This is a genomic window from Streptomyces sp. 71268 (assembly GCF_029392895.1).
Lineage (GTDB): Bacteria > Actinomycetota > Actinomycetes > Streptomycetales > Streptomycetaceae > Streptomyces.
In genome coordinates, this window is record NZ_CP114200.1 from 6045208 (window position 1) to 6062221 (window position 17014).

The 17014-nt window shown below is 71.4% G+C and carries 13 protein-coding genes and 1 pseudogene; 9 read left to right on the forward strand and 5 right to left on the reverse strand.

Annotation, left to right across the window (positions count from 1 at the left end):
• Positions 1-76 precede the first annotated feature (76 nt).
• Complete coding sequence (locus OYE22_RS23930; RefSeq protein WP_277324294.1) at positions 77-982, forward strand: hypothetical protein; 906 nt, start codon at positions 77-79, stop codon at positions 980-982.
• A gap of 146 nt (positions 983-1128) precedes the next feature.
• On the forward strand, positions 1129-1974 hold the full coding sequence (locus OYE22_RS23935; protein ID WP_277322310.1) for a DegV family protein: 846 nt from the start codon (positions 1129-1131) through the stop codon (positions 1972-1974).
• Between the two features lie 839 nt (positions 1975-2813).
• On the opposite strand, the gene OYE22_RS23940 is transcribed toward OYE22_RS23935, so the two are convergent.
• Entirely contained in the window at positions 2814-3590 is a 777-nt protein-coding gene (locus OYE22_RS23940; RefSeq protein ID WP_277322311.1) for an SDR family oxidoreductase, read from the reverse strand.
• A 217-nt stretch (positions 3591-3807) separates the two neighbouring features.
• Here OYE22_RS23940 and OYE22_RS23945 point away from each other — a divergent pair.
• A pseudogene (locus OYE22_RS23945) lies at positions 3808-4005 on the forward strand (helix-turn-helix transcriptional regulator); the annotation flags it as partial.
• On the opposite strand, the gene OYE22_RS23950 reads toward OYE22_RS23945, so the two are convergent.
• Positions 3916-4152, reverse strand: a complete 237-nt coding sequence (locus tag OYE22_RS23950) for a hypothetical protein (RefSeq protein WP_277324445.1) — start codon at positions 4150-4152, stop codon at positions 3916-3918. The pseudogene OYE22_RS23945 and the gene OYE22_RS23950 overlap by 90 nt on opposite strands.
• Here OYE22_RS23950 and OYE22_RS23955 point away from each other — a divergent pair.
• The 3 genes from OYE22_RS23955 to OYE22_RS23965 all read left to right on the forward strand — a co-directional run bounded on the left by OYE22_RS23955 (position 4144) and on the right by OYE22_RS23965 (position 9871).
• Positions 4144-4680, forward strand: coding sequence for a hypothetical protein (locus tag OYE22_RS23955; RefSeq protein ID WP_277324295.1), 537 nt, complete (start codon positions 4144-4146; stop codon positions 4678-4680). The genes OYE22_RS23950 and OYE22_RS23955 overlap by 9 nt on opposite strands.
• A 1121-nt stretch (positions 4681-5801) precedes the next feature.
• On the forward strand, positions 5802-6812 hold the full coding sequence (locus OYE22_RS23960) for a ComEA family DNA-binding protein (protein WP_277322312.1): 1011 nt from the start codon (positions 5802-5804) through the stop codon (positions 6810-6812).
• Positions 6813-7105: 293 nt separating this feature from the next.
• Positions 7106-9871: a ComEC/Rec2 family competence protein gene (locus OYE22_RS23965; RefSeq protein ID WP_277322313.1), complete on the forward strand. Its 2766-nt coding sequence runs from the start codon at positions 7106-7108 to the stop codon at positions 9869-9871.
• On the opposite strand, the gene OYE22_RS23970 is transcribed toward OYE22_RS23965, so the two are convergent.
• Complete coding sequence (locus OYE22_RS23970) at positions 9774-11270, reverse strand: substrate-binding domain-containing protein (RefSeq protein ID WP_277322314.1); 1497 nt, start codon at positions 11268-11270, stop codon at positions 9774-9776. The genes OYE22_RS23965 and OYE22_RS23970 overlap by 98 nt on opposite strands.
• Before the next feature lie 274 nt (positions 11271-11544).
• Here OYE22_RS23970 and OYE22_RS23975 point away from each other — a divergent pair, with 274 nt between their 5' ends.
• Both OYE22_RS23975 and OYE22_RS23980 read left to right on the forward strand, forming a co-directional pair.
• Positions 11545-12291 carry a helix-turn-helix domain-containing protein gene (locus OYE22_RS23975; protein ID WP_277324296.1) on the forward strand — a complete coding sequence of 249 codons (747 nt, stop codon included), beginning with the start codon at positions 11545-11547 and terminating at the stop codon, positions 12289-12291.
• A gap of 14 nt (positions 12292-12305) precedes the next feature.
• Positions 12306-13835 (forward strand): MFS transporter, encoded by a 1530-nt coding sequence (locus OYE22_RS23980; protein WP_277324297.1) that lies wholly within the window; start codon positions 12306-12308, stop codon positions 13833-13835.
• A gap of 80 nt (positions 13836-13915) precedes the next feature.
• On the opposite strand, the gene OYE22_RS23985 is transcribed toward OYE22_RS23980, so the two are convergent.
• The gene (locus OYE22_RS23985) at positions 13916-14143 is read right to left on the reverse strand and encodes a hypothetical protein (protein ID WP_277324298.1); all 228 of its coding nucleotides are present in this window, start codon (positions 14141-14143) and stop codon (positions 13916-13918) included.
• Positions 14144-14616: 473 nt separating this feature from the next.
• On the opposite strand from OYE22_RS23985, the gene holA reads away from it, so the two are divergent.
• Positions 14617-15606: a DNA polymerase III subunit delta gene (gene holA / locus OYE22_RS23990; RefSeq protein ID WP_277322315.1), complete on the forward strand. Its 990-nt coding sequence runs from the start codon at positions 14617-14619 to the stop codon at positions 15604-15606.
• A 344-nt stretch (positions 15607-15950) separates the two neighbouring features.
• Here holA and OYE22_RS23995 read toward each other — a convergent pair whose 3' ends face one another.
• Positions 15951-16955 carry a hypothetical protein gene (locus tag OYE22_RS23995; RefSeq protein WP_277322316.1) on the reverse strand — a complete coding sequence of 335 codons (1005 nt, stop codon included), beginning with the start codon at positions 16953-16955 and terminating at the stop codon, positions 15951-15953.
• Between the last annotated feature and the right edge of the window lie 59 nt (positions 16956-17014).

Consider the following 17014-nt stretch of genomic DNA (forward strand, 5'->3'; position numbering starts at 1 on the left):
CGTCGGGTCCCGCGCGCGGGAACCCGGCCACGACAGCCTCGCGGCGTTGCTGACCTCTGAGACTCGCGGGAGCACGATGGAAGCCGTAGTGGCAATCCTGGGGCTGTTCTTCCTGCTCTGCGTCTTCGCCGGTGTGTACGCCACCGTGAAGGTGGTCAAGGCGGCGAAGCGGGGTGTCGATCGCACGGTCACCCAGGCCCGGCGCACGGTCGAGGACACCAAACTGCGCGCCAAGCAGTACACGCAGCTCGGCCCCGTGGCGGAGATCGCCGAGTTGCGGATCTCGCTGCGCACGTCGATGCGCGCGACCCGGGAGGCGCTGGACGCCGCCGCTACCGAGGACGCCTCGCTCTCCGAGTCGCTGGCGCTCTTCGAGCGGCTCAGCACACACGGCCACGACGTGGACGCCGATCTGCGACGGCTGGAGGCCGAGCCCGACCGCAGCCGTATCGCCGCGCGCCTGCCGGAGCTGCGCGAGCGCACGGAGCGGGTGACGCGCTCCGCCGATTCGCTGCGCTGGGCGATCCAGGACCGGGCTGGCCGCTTCGCCGAGGACGACCTCGCGGACCTGGACAGCCAGATCCAGATGGAGGCCGCCGCCCTGCGGCACTGGCGGTCCGAGCGCCTCGCCGAGGACATCGACCGAGCGGCCGAAGCCGCTACGGGAACCAGCACCCCCTTCGGATCGAGTGGCCCGACCGGACCCGCGGGCGCGTCAGCGGCCGGACCGTCAGCGGCCGGGGTGTCAGCCGCCGGACTGTCGAGCGAGAGGCCCGGGCAGGGGCCCGGTGCGACCGCAGCGGCCAGTGCGGGGTCGGAGCAGGAGGCAGGGTCGGGGCCGCACGTCACGGATGGTCGTGCTGTGGACGGCGGCGCCGAGGGGGCGGACGCCCCAGGCCCACGAGCCCTGACGGCTGAAGACCCCAGGCTCCGGAAGACCTACCCCTGGCAGCAGGCCGCCCGTCCGGAGAACACCACATGAGCGTCCAAGCCACGCCCGACGACGGCACAAGCGGAACCCGTATCGGCTCTCCCCGCGTGTCCTCTCCCAACCGGGCAGCGGAGTCGTGACCGGCGCCGATCACCCCCAGCTATCGGCATTGGCCAGCCACCGATAGCCTGCGAACCATGTCCCGCCATGTCGCCATCATCACCGATTCCACGGCCTACTTGCCGCAGCAGGCGATGGAGCGACATCACATCACCGCGGTCCCCCTGACGGTGGTGCTCGGCAACGAGGCGCTGGAAGAGGGCACCGAGATCTCCGCCCGTTCCGTTGCCCACGCACTCCAGAAGCGGACCTCGGTCACGACCTCCAGGCCGAGCCCTGCGACGTTCGCCGCCGCATACCAACGGGCCGCCGACGCCGGCGCCCACGGCATCATCTCCCTCCATCTGTCGTCCGAGATCTCCGGCACCTACGACGCGGCACTGCTCGCCGCACAGGGTGCGCCCGTCCCCGTGCGTGTGATCGATACGGGCATGGTGGCCATGGCGCTCGGCTTCTGCGCCTTGGCGGCCGCTGAGGCCGTGGCGGCGGGCGGCACCATGAGCGAGGCAGTGGCCGCGGCCGAGAAGCGAGCGGTGGGCACCTCCGCCTACTTCTATGTCGACACGTTGGACTATCTCCGCCGGGGCGGCCGCATCGGCGCCGCCCAGGCCCTGCTGGGGTCGGCCCTGGCCGTCAAGCCCCTGCTCCAACTCGACGAGGGGCGCATCGAGTTGCGTGAGAAGGTGCGCACCGCGTCCAAGGCCATCGCCCGCCTGGAGGAGATCGTGGTGGAACGCTCGGGCGTACAGGAGGTCGACATCGCCGTGCACCACCTGGCGGCCGGTGAGCGCGCCGAGCAGCTCGCGCAACGCCTGGACGCACGGGTGCCCGGCCTGGTGGAACTGCACGTCAGCGAGGTAGGCGCGGTGATCGGCGCCCACACAGGGCCTGGCCTACTCGGCGCGGTCGTCTCGCCACGCTGAGCCCGGTGGCCGGTGGCCGGCGGCTGGTGCCCGGTGCCCCGTGGTCGGTGGCCGGTGCCCGGGGCGGTGACTGGTGGCTGGTGGTCAGGGCGGTGATTGGTGACTGGTGGCCGTGCTCGGGGGCGGCGACTGGGTGACTGGTAGCCGGGGTACTGGGCGATGGCTGGTGGCCGGGCGGGGGTGGCAACGAACAAGCGATGACTGCGCTGCGTACGCGGCAGCGAACCAGCTCGTCGTTCCTCGTGTGCCGGGTGCCGCCTTGTGCGTTGGCGACAAGCGAGCCGTGCAACTTCTCTGCCCCCGGGTCTGCGGCACGGCTCCCGCCCGGTCCTCCGGAAGCTGGCTCCCGAGTCGGTTGTGATGTTGATGGTGGCCTCCTGTTCCAGGGCTGTGGCGCGCGGTCTCTGCTGATGACGGCGAGGCGGGTAGCGGGTGGTTGGAGGTGGCGGGGTGGTCGAGTGCGGACGGCTGAGTGCCGCACGGTCGGGTACCGGGTTGGCGAGGGGCGGGTGGCCGGCTTGGTTGGGTTGGGTCGGGTGACTGCGCGGCCGTGGTGGTGGCGTGACCGTGTGGTTGGCTGAGCGGGGGCGGATGCTGGGTGGTCGAGTGGCTGGCCAGCTCCAGGGGGAGATCGATGGGCCGAGCCGGAACCGGTCGCGCGGACTACGGAGCGTCCTGGGCCTTAGACGTAACCCCGGGGCACGGGCGGCGGTGCCTGGCCTGGACGCCGAGCGCTCCTGACCCGGCTTGTACGGGCCTTGCGGCGCCCTGCGGTCAGAACCGGTTCGCGGCACGGTCTCAGGGCTGGCGAGCCTGGCGAAGCTGGGTCGCCAGAGTGTTCAGCTCGCCTGGCGCGTCGGCATCACCGTCACCTGCTGGAAGTTCACCCGGGGTGGCAGTGCCGCGATGAATCCCACGATCTCGGCTATGTCATGCGGCGTCAGCCACTCCACGGTCTCCTTGGAACCCGCCAACCACTCACGCGCCCCCTCGTCGGTCACATGAGTCTGCAACTCGGTCTCGACAATTCCCGGTTCGAGCGCCGCTACCCGTACGTTCTTGGGGCCCAACTCCACGCGCAGGTGACGGGAGAGATGCGTGACGTACGCCTTGGTGCCTGAGTAGACCGCGAAGTTGGGGAAGATGTTCTGCGCTGCGATGGACGAGGTGTTGATCAGGTCGGCCACACCGCGTACACGCGCCGAGGCCACCAACTGTGAGGTGAACGCCCCGATCACGTTCATCACGCCGGTGATGTTGATGTCGATCTGGCGCCGCCACTGATCAGCCCGCAGATCCTCGACGGGGGCGGGCAACATCAGGCCCGCGTTGTTGAACAGCAGATCCGCACCTCCCAGTTCGGTTGCCACCCGGTCGGCGGCCGACTGAACCGTCGCCGCGTCGGTCACGTCAGCAACCAGCGTCAGCGCCGTGCCGCCCCGCTTCTCGATTCGAGAGGCCAAAGCGTCGAGCCGTTCGGCGCGCCGGGCCAGGATGGCGACGGTCGCGCCCAGCCCTGCCAGATGTTCGGCCGTGGCCGCCCCGATGCCGCTGGAGGCTCCGGTGATGACCGCTACGCGGCCGAGTAGAGGCTGCGCGGAAGGTTGTGTAGACATGGGCAGACCTTTCGAAAGAGGCGAAGAACGGGGGAGCGAAGCCGGGACCAACGTGGTCGGCCGCCACGCATCCAGCACACCAGCTCGGAGTCGCGCTCACGGGGCTGGAGCAGACCCTGAGCAGACGAGTCCCGGGAGGGCGGGCCCCGGCGAGACAGGTACTGGCAGGGCCACCCAGCGAGGCTTGTGCCGCCAGAGCCTGGCTCACACTGGGGACATGGATCGAAGTGGCGAACTCGCGGACTTTCTGCGCTCGCGCCGTGCCCGGATCACCCCGGACCGAGTGGGATTGTCGAGCGATGGCCGCGCGCGGCGGGTTCCCGGACTACGCCGAGGCGAGGTGGCCCGCCTCGCCGGCGTCAGCACCGAGTACTACACCCGTCTGGAACAGGGTCGTGCCGGTTCCCCCTCTCCGGAAGTCGTCGAGTCCCTGGCCCGCGCCCTCCAACTCGATCTCGCGGAGCGCGAGCACCTTGTCGACCTCCTCGCGCGCCCCACCCCGTCTCGCCGTTCCACCACAGGACCCCAGCGAGTCCGCCCCGGCCTGCACCTCATGCTCCACACCCTGGACCACGTCCCCGCCTTCATTCTTGGTCGGCGCACCGACGTGCTGGCCACCAACCGGCTGGCACGCGAAGTACTGACCGACTTTGACGCCCTTCCCGCCCCACAACGCAACCTTGCTCGCTACTACCTCCTCGACCCGGAAGCCCGGGACCGTGTGGTGGACTGGGAGCAGATCGCCGCCGAGACGGTCGCCGTACTCCGCCTCGAAGCGGGCCGCCATCCTCACGATCGGCGGCTCGCCGATCTTGTGGGAGTACTCATCCTGCGCTCCACGGAGTTCACTGCCTGGTGGAACGACCACCGTGTCCTGCGCCGCACCCACGGCACCAAGTCCTATCTGCACCCGGTGGTCGGTCACCTCCACTTCTCGTACGAGTCCTTCCAGACCCCCGGCGATCCGGATCAAACCCTGTGCGTCTACAACGCGGAGCCCGGCTCAGCCACAGCCGAAGCCCTGCGCATGCTGAATAGTTGGACCACCCCCGGCCCACAGGCGCACCCCTCGCCCGCAGACACACGGTGAACCCCTCCCCTCTCGCTCCCTTTTCTCACTCACTGTGATCGGTTGAGTCGTGCGGCCGGCCGTGAAGTCGAGGAATGATCGCGCGTGCGGTCTGGGCACCCCGCCCATGGCCACTCGCCGCTCGCCGTCGCCAGCTCCGAAGACCTCAGCGCCGCCCACGTCATGAGTAAAGCAACACACCTGGCCGCGGCGGTAGTTGCCGAGCTTGAATGCGCTCGCCCGGGTGACCGAGTTTTCCACAGGGCTTCGGTTATCCACGGATCGCGGAAAGCCTCAGCGAGATTGCTGGCGGACCCTTACCGTCGATCGACATGAGCAATCGAACACGGACAGTGAGCATCGGGCTTGTGGGAGGGCTGCTCGGCGGCTCTGGCGCTCACGGAGCCCCGAAACGGCTCCTGGGCCTCGGCCCACGAGGGCCCGCGCCATCCACTGGCCTCGCTCGCAGCCAGCGTGGCAGGCGACGGAAACGGGTGTCGGGCAGCGGAGTGGGGCGTTCGCGGGCTTCCGGGCTGCTGAGTCCGGGTGTGCCCGTAACGGAGCCTGGCGATGTGGGGCGTCCGGCCGATGGGCGGCCGGAGTCCGGGTCGGGGTGGACAGAACCCGCGCGAAACCTGACGGGCGGTCCAGGTCGTACCAGGCCCTCCGCGACCGGGACGGTGGCTGGCCTTACGTCGCCAGGGTCAGGCGACGAGACCGGAAGCGGGCCACTTCGCGCGAGTGCGGTGGCTGGCTCGCCTGGAGATGGGCCAACTCCTCACATCGCGAGCACCGTGCCAGCGATGGCGGGGTCATTCGGAGTGTTGGCGGAGACGGATTCGCGGCGTGGGGAGGAGCCGATGCAAAGGGACGCATGGTTCGGGGTGACGGCGGTGGCCATGGCGGGGCCAACGCGGTGGGGGCCCGCTTCGCGAGTAAGGCAACCGATCGCGGATGACCTCGGCATCTGGGGAACCGCTGATGACGTTGGCGGGGCAACGTCAGGGCGGCACACCGCTCCAGCGGGCGCCCGCGTCGTGACTCGAAGGAGGGCCTCGGCTCCGTCGGGTGGCGTGAGTGACCAGGCTGAGAGCACGGAGGAGGCAGTAGGTACGTCCACGCGGCGTGTGGGCGAGGGAGACATGGAGTGCGATGACGACCTCGCCGACGGCGTTGTCTTCGATGGTGGCCTCCGCGGCGACGGCTCGACCGGCCAGGCCGTTGCGGGGAGGGACACGGGTGCGGGCGCCGGGGACCCGCTCGCCGGGCGTAACGGGCGCGCGTCGTACAAGCCGGGCGACGGCGCGCTCACTGAGGAAGCGGAGGCTGACGGACGGGTTGGCGGGGAGCCGCGACCAGCCACCCTGCGGGGCCACCCCGACCCCGGACCGCGCTTGCGCGACCTGCGCCTGGCGGTCTTTGAACGATTGCCGTTATGGCTCCAGGAACGATGTGCCATTCGCCCCAGGGCGCTGCTCGCGGTGGTCGTGGTGCTGCTGGTGGCGGTGGCCATGGCTGCACACCACTTCTGGAGCGGACGCCCGGAGACGGTGAGCGCGCCTCCTGAGCAGCCGCCCGCGAAGCCGGTGTCGGGCCGGCAAGAGCCGGGCACGGGCACGGGGCCCACGGCGACGCCCCGCGCGGGTGCGGACCGCATCGTCGTGGTCGATGTGGCGGGCAAGGTGCGCGCGCCGGGTGTGCGTCGTCTGCCAGCAGGTTCGCGTGTGGCCGATGCGATCAAGGCGGCTGGGGGAGCCAAGCCTGGTGTGCGACTCAGCGAGTTGAATCGGGCTCGGGTGCTCGTCGATGGGGAACAGATCGCGGTCGGCGTCAGGCCAGGCGCAGGCGGTGCGCCGGTGAGCGGCGCGTCATCTGCCGGCGTGAACGGCGTGCCCGGCACCGGTGCGTCGGGTCTCCCGGCGGGTTCCGGCGCCGGAGCCACGGCCGGAGGAACGGCCGGGGCCCCTGTCAGCCTGAGCACCGCGACGGCCGAGCAGCTTGACGGCCTCCCCGGGGTGGGCCCCGTCCTCGCGCGCCACATCCTCGACTACCGGGACCAGCACGGCGGGTTCGACTCCGTTGAGGAACTGCGCGAAGTGACCGGTATCGGTGACAAGCGGTTCGCCGATCTACGCCCCCTCGTCCAACCATGACTGGCCACGAGACCCGGGGGGCGGGCCCCGCGCGCGCCCACGGCGGGTCAGCCCGCAGACTCTCCGCCGGGTCAGCCCGCAGACTCTCCGCCGGGTCAGCCCGCGGACTCCCCACGCCCAGCGGGCCGCCCCGCGCGGGGACCAGCGCGGCCCCCGCGCCCGCGCCGGCTGTGCGGCCACAAGCCAGCACGCCTGCCGCTACGAACAACGCCGCGGCAGGGAGGGACGGAGCGGCAAACCGACGCGGGCTTCCAGCCGGCGCGCGGAGCGGTGAGGGCCCGGCCGATCTCCGGTTGATCCCACCCGTGTTGGCGGCATGGCTGGCCGCTGCCCTGGCACTTGAGGCAGACCCGACGTCGGTCACGATCTGCTGCGCCGGGGCCCTCGCCACCGCGGCGGTGTTGCTGGGCGTTACGTGGCGCCTGGGCCGGCGGGCGGGCACCCTGAGCCAGACGGGGGCGGCAAGAGCTCGCCGCCGGGCGGGGAGCGCGACCGCGGTGGTGATCGCGTTGCTGTGCGCTACCGCGACGGCCGCCGTCGCGGCTCTCCACGCGGCGGACAGCCACCGGGGGCTCATCCCCAAGCTCGCCCAAGAGCACGCCGAGGCGGAGGTCGACCTCACCGTCACAGGCGATCCGCGTCTGATCAGGCCCCGGGTGCGCGGCCCGGTGTCCACCCCGCCAGCCCTCGCCATCGATGCCGTGGCGAACAGAGTCAGGGCGACGGAGCACACGCCAACCCACCGAGCAGGCAGCAGCCCCCTCCAGCGCGTCGTGCGCACGCGCACGCCGGTGCTGTTGATCGTTGACCTGCGTGGCACGGCCCGGGCGGGTGAGGCGTCGGCGGCGTACGACGAGGCCGAGGCGACGGGCGGCGGGCGTTCGGACCCGGGTGGCTCGCGTCGTTCAGACCCGGGTGGTCTGCGCGGCTCCGGTGAACCATCTACGACGGCGGACGCGCGGTGGAGAGAGCTTCTCCCCTCAACACGGCTTCGAGTACGCGTACGGGTGGTGCCACCGACTCGCGACGGGGACCGCGTCGGCGCCGTGCTGCGTACCGATGACGAGCGCCCACCTCTGGTGCTCGCCGGGCCGGGCGACCTCCAGCGTACGGCGGGGCGGCTGCGCGCCGGTCTCCGGGCCGCCTCCGACGGACTGAGCGCCGATGCGAGAGCGCTGCTGCCGGGCCTCGTCGTAGGTGATACCTCACGCGTGCCACCCGACCTCGACGAAGCGTTCCGGGCCACCGACATGACGCACCTGCTTGCCGTTTCAGGAAGCAACCTGTCGATCGTGTTGGCGTTGCTCATCGGGCCGCCGCACATGGCGGCGAGGGCCGAGCGGCGCGGGCTGGCCGCTCGACTCGGGGTGCCGCTCCGGCTGACCGCGCTGCTCGGCGGCGTGTTGACCCTGGGTTTCGTGGTGGTGTGCCGCCCCGAACCGAGCGTGTTACGGGCCGCCGCCTGCGGGCTGATCACTCTGATCGCCATTGGGACGGGGCGCCGTCGAACGCTCCTGCCGGCGCTTGCCGCTGCCGTACTGGCCCTGTTGCTGTACGACCCGTGGCTAGCCCGTAGTTACGGCTTCCTCCTGTCCGTCCTGGCCACGGGCGCGCTGCTCACCATCGCCCCGCGATGGAGCGCCGCGCTGCGGGCCCGTGGCGTGCCGGGACGGCTGGCGGAGGTGCTGGCCGCGGCGGCCGCGGCGCAAGCGGTGTGTGCTCCGGTGGTCGTGGTGTTGGCGGCCCGGGTGAGCCTGGTCGCGATCCCCTGCAACCTGCTGGCTGAGTTGGCGATCGCACCCGCGACCGTTCTCGGCTTCGCCGCCTTGGCCGTGGGCCCGCTGGCTCCGCCCGTCGCGGTGGGCCTGGCCTGGTGCGCCGGCTGGCCGGTGGAGTGGCTGGCTTCGGTGGCCCGCACTGGCGCTGGGCTGCCGGGGTCGGGTGTGAGCTGGCCGGGCAGTTGGGGCGGCGCGCTGTTGTTGGCCGGGGTCACGGTCGTCGTCGTGTTGCTGGCCCGGCGTGCCCTGGGCCATCCCTGGCTGTGTGTGGTCTGCGCGCTGCTGCTGATGGTGGCCGTCGTGCGCCCGGCGCCCCTGGTCCGGGTGATCACCGGTTGGCCGCCGCCCGACTGGCGGATGGTGGCCTGCGACGTGGGGCAGGGTGACGCGCTGGTGCTGGCCGCCGGTGAGGGTACGGCGGTGGTCGTCGACGCCGGCCCGGACCAGGGTGCGGTGGACCGCTGCCTGCGGGACCTGGGCATCGTGCGGGTCCCGCTGGTCGTGCTGACCCACTTCCACGCGGATCACGTGGCGGGTCTACCAGGTGTGCTGCGTGGCCGGGCCGTGGGCGCTGTGGAGACCACGAGTCTGCGGGAGCCCCCGGGGCAGGCCGCGTTCGTCCGCAGGGCGGTGTCGAAGGCCGGCGTGAAACACCTCGAAGCGGTACCGGGTGAGCGGCGTCGCACCAGCGGCCTTTCCTGGCAGGTGCTGTGGCCCCCACGGGTGGCGCCCGGGTCCGCGGCGCCGACGGGCGTGCCCGATACCGCGCACCCGGGAGGCGCCCCAACCCTCCCCGGTGGCGCCGGCGCGGCCGACGTGAGTGCCGTCACCGGCGCGAACGATGCCAGCGTCACCCTGCTCGTCCGCACGGCTGGGCTGACCCTTCTGCTCCTCGGCGACCTGGAACCGACGGCGCAACGCGCACTGTTGGCAGCCCACCCAAACCTCGGCCCGGTCGACGTGCTGAAGGTCGCGCACCACGGGTCGGCCCACCAGGACCATCAGTTGCTGCGCAGCCTTCGACCTCGACTGGCGCTCATCTCATGCGGTGCGGACAACCCGTACGGCCATCCGGCCCCTCGCACCGTGGCCGCGCTGCGCGAGCAGGGCGCGCGGGTGCTGCGTACCGATGTCGACGGTGCGGTGGCCATCACCGGAGCCGGTGGTGTGCCGAGGGCGTCGATCAGCGGGCGCAGGCGTGGTGGTAGGAGTTCGCCTTCGTGGAGCAGGGGAGGTGCTGGTGAGCCTGCAACAGAACTTGGGCATTCTGGCCGTTCATGAAGGTCAGAAACTTGGCGGTCAGAGAGCCGTCACGCGGCTCTTGGTAGGTGTAGAGGCGCTCCGTTGCCCAGAAGGGGTAGCCGTCCGGCTTGTTCAGCGCGATCTCTGGTGCTCTTCCGTTGAGCTGCACGGCGGTGACGTTACGGTAGAAGCCCGCTTGGTACGTCTCCGCGTAGCCGATCGCTCCCGACACCTGGTCTACGGCCTCCAAGGCGGACTCCGTGACCGACGCCTCGCAGTGCTGGGGGCGGGAGGAGGGCTGATTGATTCTGGTGGTGCAGTCGGAAAGCCCGGCGGGTTGGCCGGTGGGCGCGCCCTTCAACACCTCCCTTTCGAAGGTGATCCGGGTGCCGGACTGGGAGTCGCGGGTGACCAGGTTGATCGGCACGTTCTTGCCGCCCACATCCTTCCAGTTGGTGTGCTTGCCGCTGAAAATCCCGCGCAGTTGTTCCGTGGTGAGGTTCTTGACGCCGCTCTCACGGTTGACCACCACGCTGAGCGGGACGACGCTGACCGGTCGGTGCGCCATCAGATCCTTGTAGCTGTCGATCCTCGGGGCGGGGACGTCCGACATGGCGATGAAGGCGGGCTGGTGGTCGGGGTGGTCGCGGCCGGCGCGGCTCAGGTTCCTGAGCCCGTCCAGGCTGCTGCTATGGCGCACTTCGATCTCGGCCCCGGGGCACTGCTTCTGGTAGTCGTTGGCTATGGCCTTCATCGGCTTGGCGAAGGCGGTCGAACCGTCGATGACCAACTCGCCCGTCGCGCAGACCGGGTTGGCCGCTTCATCGTCGGAGTTGCGAATAAGCAGTCCACCGAGCAACCCCATCAGGATGATGAACACCCCGCCCAGGGCAAGGCTCAGCTTGCTGGGCCCGCGACGCTGCGCGTTGCGCCGGATGGAGCCGCCGCTCAGGAACCCGCTCATCGTCACCTGATCGCCGTCCCCGGTCAGCAGGACGAGGAGCTTGAAGTGGTCCCTGCGGTTGAGCGGCACGGCGGGCAGGGTGAGTCGGTCGCCCGCCACACGCAGCCCGTTGTTGCGCGTCAGCATCGAACGCAGCGAGGCATCGGTCTCGGTTACCGTCACTGCCTGGATCGTGCGGCCGGGGAACTCGACGACGAGCGGTTCCTGGTAGTCGTGGCGCGCGACGTCCTTGCTGCCATCGTTCTCGATCCGCAGCAACGCCACGGTGGCGTCCGTGACTTCCTGCTCGTTCAGCAGCAGCCGAAGCTGCACGATGTCGCGAGCGGCCTGAGGGTTCATGCTGACCGCTGTGTCCATCTGCACGCGGTAGCCGATGCGTTTGCGGCCGGGGAGGAAGCGCTCCACTGCCCAGACCGCGCCGGTCAGTACCAGGCCGGCGGCTGTCAGGAACGTCTCGGTGTCAGGGACTGCCACGGCAACCTCGCACACATGGTCGTACAGGGATGCGAGAAATCTACGAAGGAGGCTCGTACTCCGCGCCCGCTTGGCTGGGCCAACACCAGAGATTCATCTACTGGCCGCCAGGTGTCGTCCCGTTGGTATGCGCATGCCCCCTGTACGGACCGTGGTAAAGAAGCCTTTCTAAAGCTAGCTTCAGAAGATGTCGGAGCATGGCGAAGGCGTCACCCACGGCCCAGGGCGATCCGACGCCTCGGGTCCGGCGCAACCCCCGGCGCGCGAGACGTGGTTGGCCGACCCACGTGCCCTGCGGGCCTACGCCCACCCCACACGGATGCGTCTGGTCGGCCTGCTCCGCGCCCAAGGGCCCTGTACCGCGACTCGGGCGGCCGGTCTGATCGGCGAGTCGGTGGCCAGTTGCTCGTACCACCTGCGGATGCTCGCCAAGTACGGCCTGGTCGAGGCGGCAGGGGGCGGCTGGGGCAGGGAGAAGCCGTGGCGTGCTACGGCGCGCTTCACCCAGTGGCCCGCCTACTCCCCGGAACCGGCCTTGGCCGACGCCGCGGAAGCGGTGGAGCTCGCGGTCGTGAAGCGGTACTCCGAGCTGCTCAGCGCCGCGATCGAGGCACGCACGCTACCGCGAGACTGGCAGGAGGCCGGTCGGATCAGCGACGCCCTGCTGTACCTGACAGCGGGCGAACTGTCCGCTGTCCAGCAGCAAATCGATGCGCTGCTGCGTCCCTTCGAAGCGCGTGGGACGCGACCGGACTCACGACCGCCGGGGGCTCGGCTCGTGCAGGTCATCCAGGCGGGCTTCGCGCTGCCGCAGGTGGCAGCGACAGGATCAGTCTCCGAGGCGAGCCGGACCACCGACGCGGCGTCGACGCACAGGGAAGCGGTGGAGGCCACGTCGGCGGCGGCGGACAGCGACGGGCAGCGGCTGGACAACCCCGCAGGAACGAAGCCCGCAGGGGCGGGCCCGGCAACGCCGGGCGAGGCGGCAGTGAGCGACATTCCGAACCCGGAGGGCACGTGAACATCGCTGAGAGAGTGCCTGCGCTGTTGCGCCAAGGCCCGTTCCGTCGATACTGGGTTGGCCAGAGCGTCTCTCTGATCGGCGACCAGATCTCCCTACTGGCGCTACCCCTCGCCGCGGTGATCATCCTGCATGCCGACGCGGCCGAGATGGGGTGGCTCGCCACCGCGCAGTTGCTGCCCGCGCTGCTGTTCTCGCTCGTCGCCGGCTCCTGGGTCGACCGGCGGGCCAGCCGCCGTCGGATCATGATCGTCTCTGACCTCGCGCGGGCCGGGCTCATCGCGTCCCTGCCCGTCGCGTACGCCTTCGACGTCCTCAGCCTCACCCAGCTCTACCTCACGGCCTTCGCCGTCGGCTCGCTGACCGTGCTCTTCGACGTCTGCAACGCCACGCTGTTCGTCGCGCTGGTCCCCAGCACGCGCTACGTCGAGGCCAACTCGCTGATCAACGGCAGCCGTTCGCTCGCCTACGTGGCGGGGCCGAGCGCCGGCGGCTTCCTCGTGCAGATGCTGGCTGCTCCGCTCGCGTTGGTGGCCGACGCGTTCACCTACCTGTTGTCGGCGCGGTGCCTCACCAGGATCGACCCCGTCGAGCCGCCGCCCTCGGCGCCAGCCAAGGGACACTTCACGGCCGGCCTGCGGTGGATCATGCGCTCACCCGTCATGCGCGCCACCTTCGCGGCCTCCTCCACCATCCAGTTCTTCAACTTCATGTTCCACACCCTCTTCGTCCTCTACGTCACCTCAGAACTCGGGCTGGGCGCCGGCCTGCTCGGGATCGTGCTCGCGGTGGGAGCGGCCGGCGGACTCGTCGGCGCGGCCACGGCGGGACGGGTGACCCGCCGCCTGGGCATCGGCCGCTCCGCCGTCCTGGGATACACCCTCTTCTCCGCTCCGCTGCTGCTCGTGCCGCTCGCGGGCGGGCCGACGCCACTCGTCCTGGGGTTGCTCTTCCTCGCGGAACTGGGCTCCTGCGTGGGCGCGATGATCGCCGACGTCTCCGTCAGCTCCCTGCAGGCCGCGCTCATACCGGACGCGTTGCGCGCCCGGGTCACCGGCGCCTACCGCACCCTCACCCACGGCGTCCGCCCGCTGGGCGCCCTCACCGCAGGCGCGCTCGGGTCCACCATCGGGCTGCGCCCCACCCTGTGGATCGGAACCGCGGGTGCCGTGCTGTGCCTGCTGTGGGTCCTGCCGTCGCCGGTGCCGCACATACGCGAGTTGCCCACACCCGAAGCCGAGGCCGTCGCCGGCCCCGCCGCCGCGACCGACGCACCGGACGCGACCGACGCGCCGGGGGAGCGCGGGACTGGGAAGGGCTCCGAGACCGAGCGGGGGACCGGGAACGGGCCGCACACCGAGACCGGACCGGGAACCAAGGTCGGACCGGGAAGTGAGGCCGGACCGGGAGCCAAACCGGAAACCCAGGTCGGGCTGGGAACCAAGGCCGGGCCGGGCGACCGGACCGGGGCGGCGGCCGGAGTGGGGCCCGGGGTCGCGGCGGAGGCCATGGCGCCCTCAGAGGGAGAAGGATCCCCGAGGTAGGAAGGGGGGCCAGAAGCAGGGGGCGGTAGCGGCGGGAGCCGGGGCGAGGCCATGGGTGACGGCGCCGCCCGACGCCACCCTCACTCCACCTCGTGCCACCCGTCGTACTCCGCGGCGAAGGCGTCGAGCGCCGGCACGGCGAGGGCCGCCTCCGGGTCCTCGATGACGACGAGCCACTGGGCGTCCTCGGCGTCGTCCTCTCCGGCCAGCGCCTCCCGTACGACCTGCGGTTCCTCGCTGAGCCCGAAGCGGTCCACGACCTCTTGGGCCGCGGCCTCGGCGGCGTCGCGGTCGGGGAGGACCAGCAGGTGGCGGGTCGCGGGTTCGGGCTGCTCGTCGGTCAGGGGGCGTGCGCTCACCGGCCCATTGTGCGCGACGGCGGACGAGCGCTCCCAGCTACCCCGCGAGAGGGGACGCCCCGCGAGACGGGCCACCCCACGAGACAGGTCACCCCACGAGACGGGCGACCCCGCGCGGGCGCACGCCCGCGCCCACGCGCACACGCGAGCGCGACGCCACACCGTCGCTCGGCCCGGAGGCGACGACGGTCAGCCACCCCGCCCTGGGCAGTCCCAGGCGAGGGGCGAGCCGGCGCCGGCGCGGGGCTCAGGCTCGGGTACGGCGTACCCGAGGGGCCGGGCACAGGGCACGGCGCAGAGCAGAGCAAGGAAGGCCGCAGGCATGCGGGAGAGGGAGCTGACATGGACGCGAGAGGCGGCGAGCGGAGGCGGGAGCGGGCTGGTCGTCCGGTGTGTCAGTGGCGCGTGGGATGCTGTGAGCGATGGCCAAGAAGACGACGACCGACGATCCGCTCGCCCCCGTGACGCTGGCCGTGGGCCAGGAGGACCTGCTGCTCGACCGCGCCGTGCAGCAGGTGGTGGCGGCCGCGCGCGCCGCCGACCCCGACACGGACGTGCGCGACCTCGCCCCGGACGCGTTGCAGCCGGGCACCCTGGCCGAGTTGACCAGCCCGTCGCTGTTCGCCGAGCGCAAGGTGGTGGTGGTCCGTTCCGCGCAGGACCTCTCCGCCGACACGATCAAGGACGTGAAGGGGTATCTGGCGGCGCCGGCCGAGGAGATCACGCTCGTTCTGCTGCACGCGGGAGGGGCGAAGGGCAAGGGGCTGCTCGACGCGGCTCGCAAGGCCGGGGCACGCGAGGTCGCCTGCCCCAAGATGACCAAGCCGGCCGACCGACTGGCGTTCGTACGGTCGGAGTTCCGCGCCATCGGCCGCTCCGCCACGCCGGAGGCGTGCCAGGCCCTGGTCGACGCCATCGGCAGCGACCTGCGGGAGCTGGCCAGCGCCTGCACCCAGCTCACCGCCGATGTCGAGGGCACCATCGACGAGGCGATCGTCGGGCGCTACTACACGGGCCGGGCCGAGGCGTCCAGCTTCACCGTGGCCGACCGTGCGGTCGAGGGGCGGACGGCGGAGGCTCTGGAGGCGCTGCGCTGGGCGTTGGGTACGGGGGTGGCCCCGGTGCTGATCACCAGCGCGTTGGCGCAGGGGGTGCGTTCCATCGGCAAGCTGGCCTCGGCCCCGCGCGGTGCGCGCCCCGGCGACCTCGCCCGCGAGCTGGGCATGCCGCCGTGGAAGATCGACCGGGTGCGACAGCAGATGCGCGGCTGGTCGGCGGATGGCGTGGCCATAGCCCTGCGGGCGGTGGCCGACGCCGACGCGGGGGTCAAGGGCGGTGGCGACGACCCGGAGTACGCGTTGGAGAAGGCCGTGGTCGCCGTGGCCCGGGCCGCCCGTTCCGGCCGCGGCTGACCCTGGGCCGGGGCCCGTTGGCATACGCGGGGCTGCGCGGTATGCGGCGGCGCCGAGTGGCCGGGGCACCTGAGGGCCGAGTCCGGCCACCGGAGACGCCGTGCCACGGGATGCCGTCCCGCAGAGCCGCCGGCCCGCAGGTCTCGGCTCTCTACCGCCTCCGGCGCCGGCCCTGGCGTGTCGCGTCCTCCCGGAAGCGCCGCCGCGAGGCGGCCGCTCCAGGGAGGCCGTACGTACGCGAAACTCTCCAGAGGGGGCCAGGGCCATGCGGAACGTTCCGGACCGGCGAGAGCGGGCAGCGGCTCCCGCCGGGCCGGCAGAGCCGGGGCGCGGAGGAGGGAGGACTACTCCGACTCGTCCTTCGGCAGCGGTTCCTGCTTCTGCCAGTGCTCCATGGTGGACTTGGCGCTCTCCGAGAGCATCTCGGTCACCTTCTTGCTGTCCGGCGGGGTGACGCTGGAGCTGCTGGAGATGTAGTTGGACCAGGACAACTGGTAGGTCATCCAGCCGTCGCGGACCCCGAGGATGACGTAGCTGCCGTCGTCCTCGCCGTCCTTCTCCACCTGCGTCACCACGTACGCCTCGTCGCCGAGGTTGGGAACCGGGGCGACCTTGTACGTGTACGTGGTCCCGCGCTGGTTCTCGTAGGCGCGGTACTGCGCCTCGAACTCCGGCTCCGGGTCGGTCTCGCGGTGGAGCAGGGCCGATGTGGAGAGCCAGGTCGAGGCGTAGTCGGAGCTGCTGGTGTTCTCCGCCTCCAGGTCGGTGTTGCACTGCATCGTGTCGAGCGCCTCGTGCTCGGTGCCGCTCGCCAACGGGTTCTTCTTCTCCCCGGTCGACTCCTCCTTGCTGAACCCGGCCTTCTTGATCGGGGCGTAGTCGGTGTAGTCGCACAGGTTGCCGGTGTAGGCGTAGCTACCGAGTTCGGGCTCCGGGTCGCCCTCGAAGCCGCCCGTGGCGAAGGTGACGCCAGCCCAGACGGCCGAGGCCACCACCGCGCCACCCAGCGCCCACAGCGGACCGCGCTTCTTCGAGCCACTGGCGGGCGCGGCGGGCGTAGGGGCTCCCGGGCCGTAACCGGCCGCGACCTGGCCGGGATAGGGGCTCGCGGGCTGTCCCAACGGGCCGGGTGCCTGACCTGGTGGCTGGGTCGGTACGCCGCCGGGCATCGTCGGGTGCGCCGCGGCGGACTGTCCCGGCTGCGAGCCGGCCGGAGTGGGCGGATACGCGTACGGATGGGGCGCTGGTTGGCCCGGTTGTTGCCCGCCCGGCTGCTGTGCTGGGACGTTTCCGTACGGGTTCGACGGTGGCTGGGCGTACGGATTGGGCTGATCCCCCGGTGTCGACATGGCGTGCACATTACCCGACCCCCCAAGCCGTCCCGGTGCTGTCCGCGGCATCGCTTCCG

Coding starts and splice junctions, on each gene's coding strand:
- OYE22_RS23930 (WP_277324294.1), top strand. CDS start 77: ATGGAAGCCGTAGTGGCAATCCTGGGGCTGTTCTTCCTGCTCTGCGTC.
- OYE22_RS23935 (WP_277322310.1), top strand. CDS start 1,129: ATGTCCCGCCATGTCGCCATCATCACCGATTCCACGGCCTACTTGCCG.
- OYE22_RS23940 (WP_277322311.1), bottom strand. CDS start 3,590: ATGTCTACACAACCTTCCGCGCAGCCTCTACTCGGCCGCGTAGCGGTC.
- OYE22_RS23955 (WP_277324295.1), top strand. CDS start 4,144: ATGCTCCACACCCTGGACCACGTCCCCGCCTTCATTCTTGGTCGGCGC.
- OYE22_RS23960 (WP_277322312.1), top strand. CDS start 5,802: ATGGAGTGCGATGACGACCTCGCCGACGGCGTTGTCTTCGATGGTGGC.
- holA (WP_277322315.1), top strand. CDS start 14,617: ATGGCCAAGAAGACGACGACCGACGATCCGCTCGCCCCCGTGACGCTG.
- OYE22_RS23995 (WP_277322316.1), bottom strand. CDS start 16,955: ATGTCGACACCGGGGGATCAGCCCAATCCGTACGCCCAGCCACCGTCG.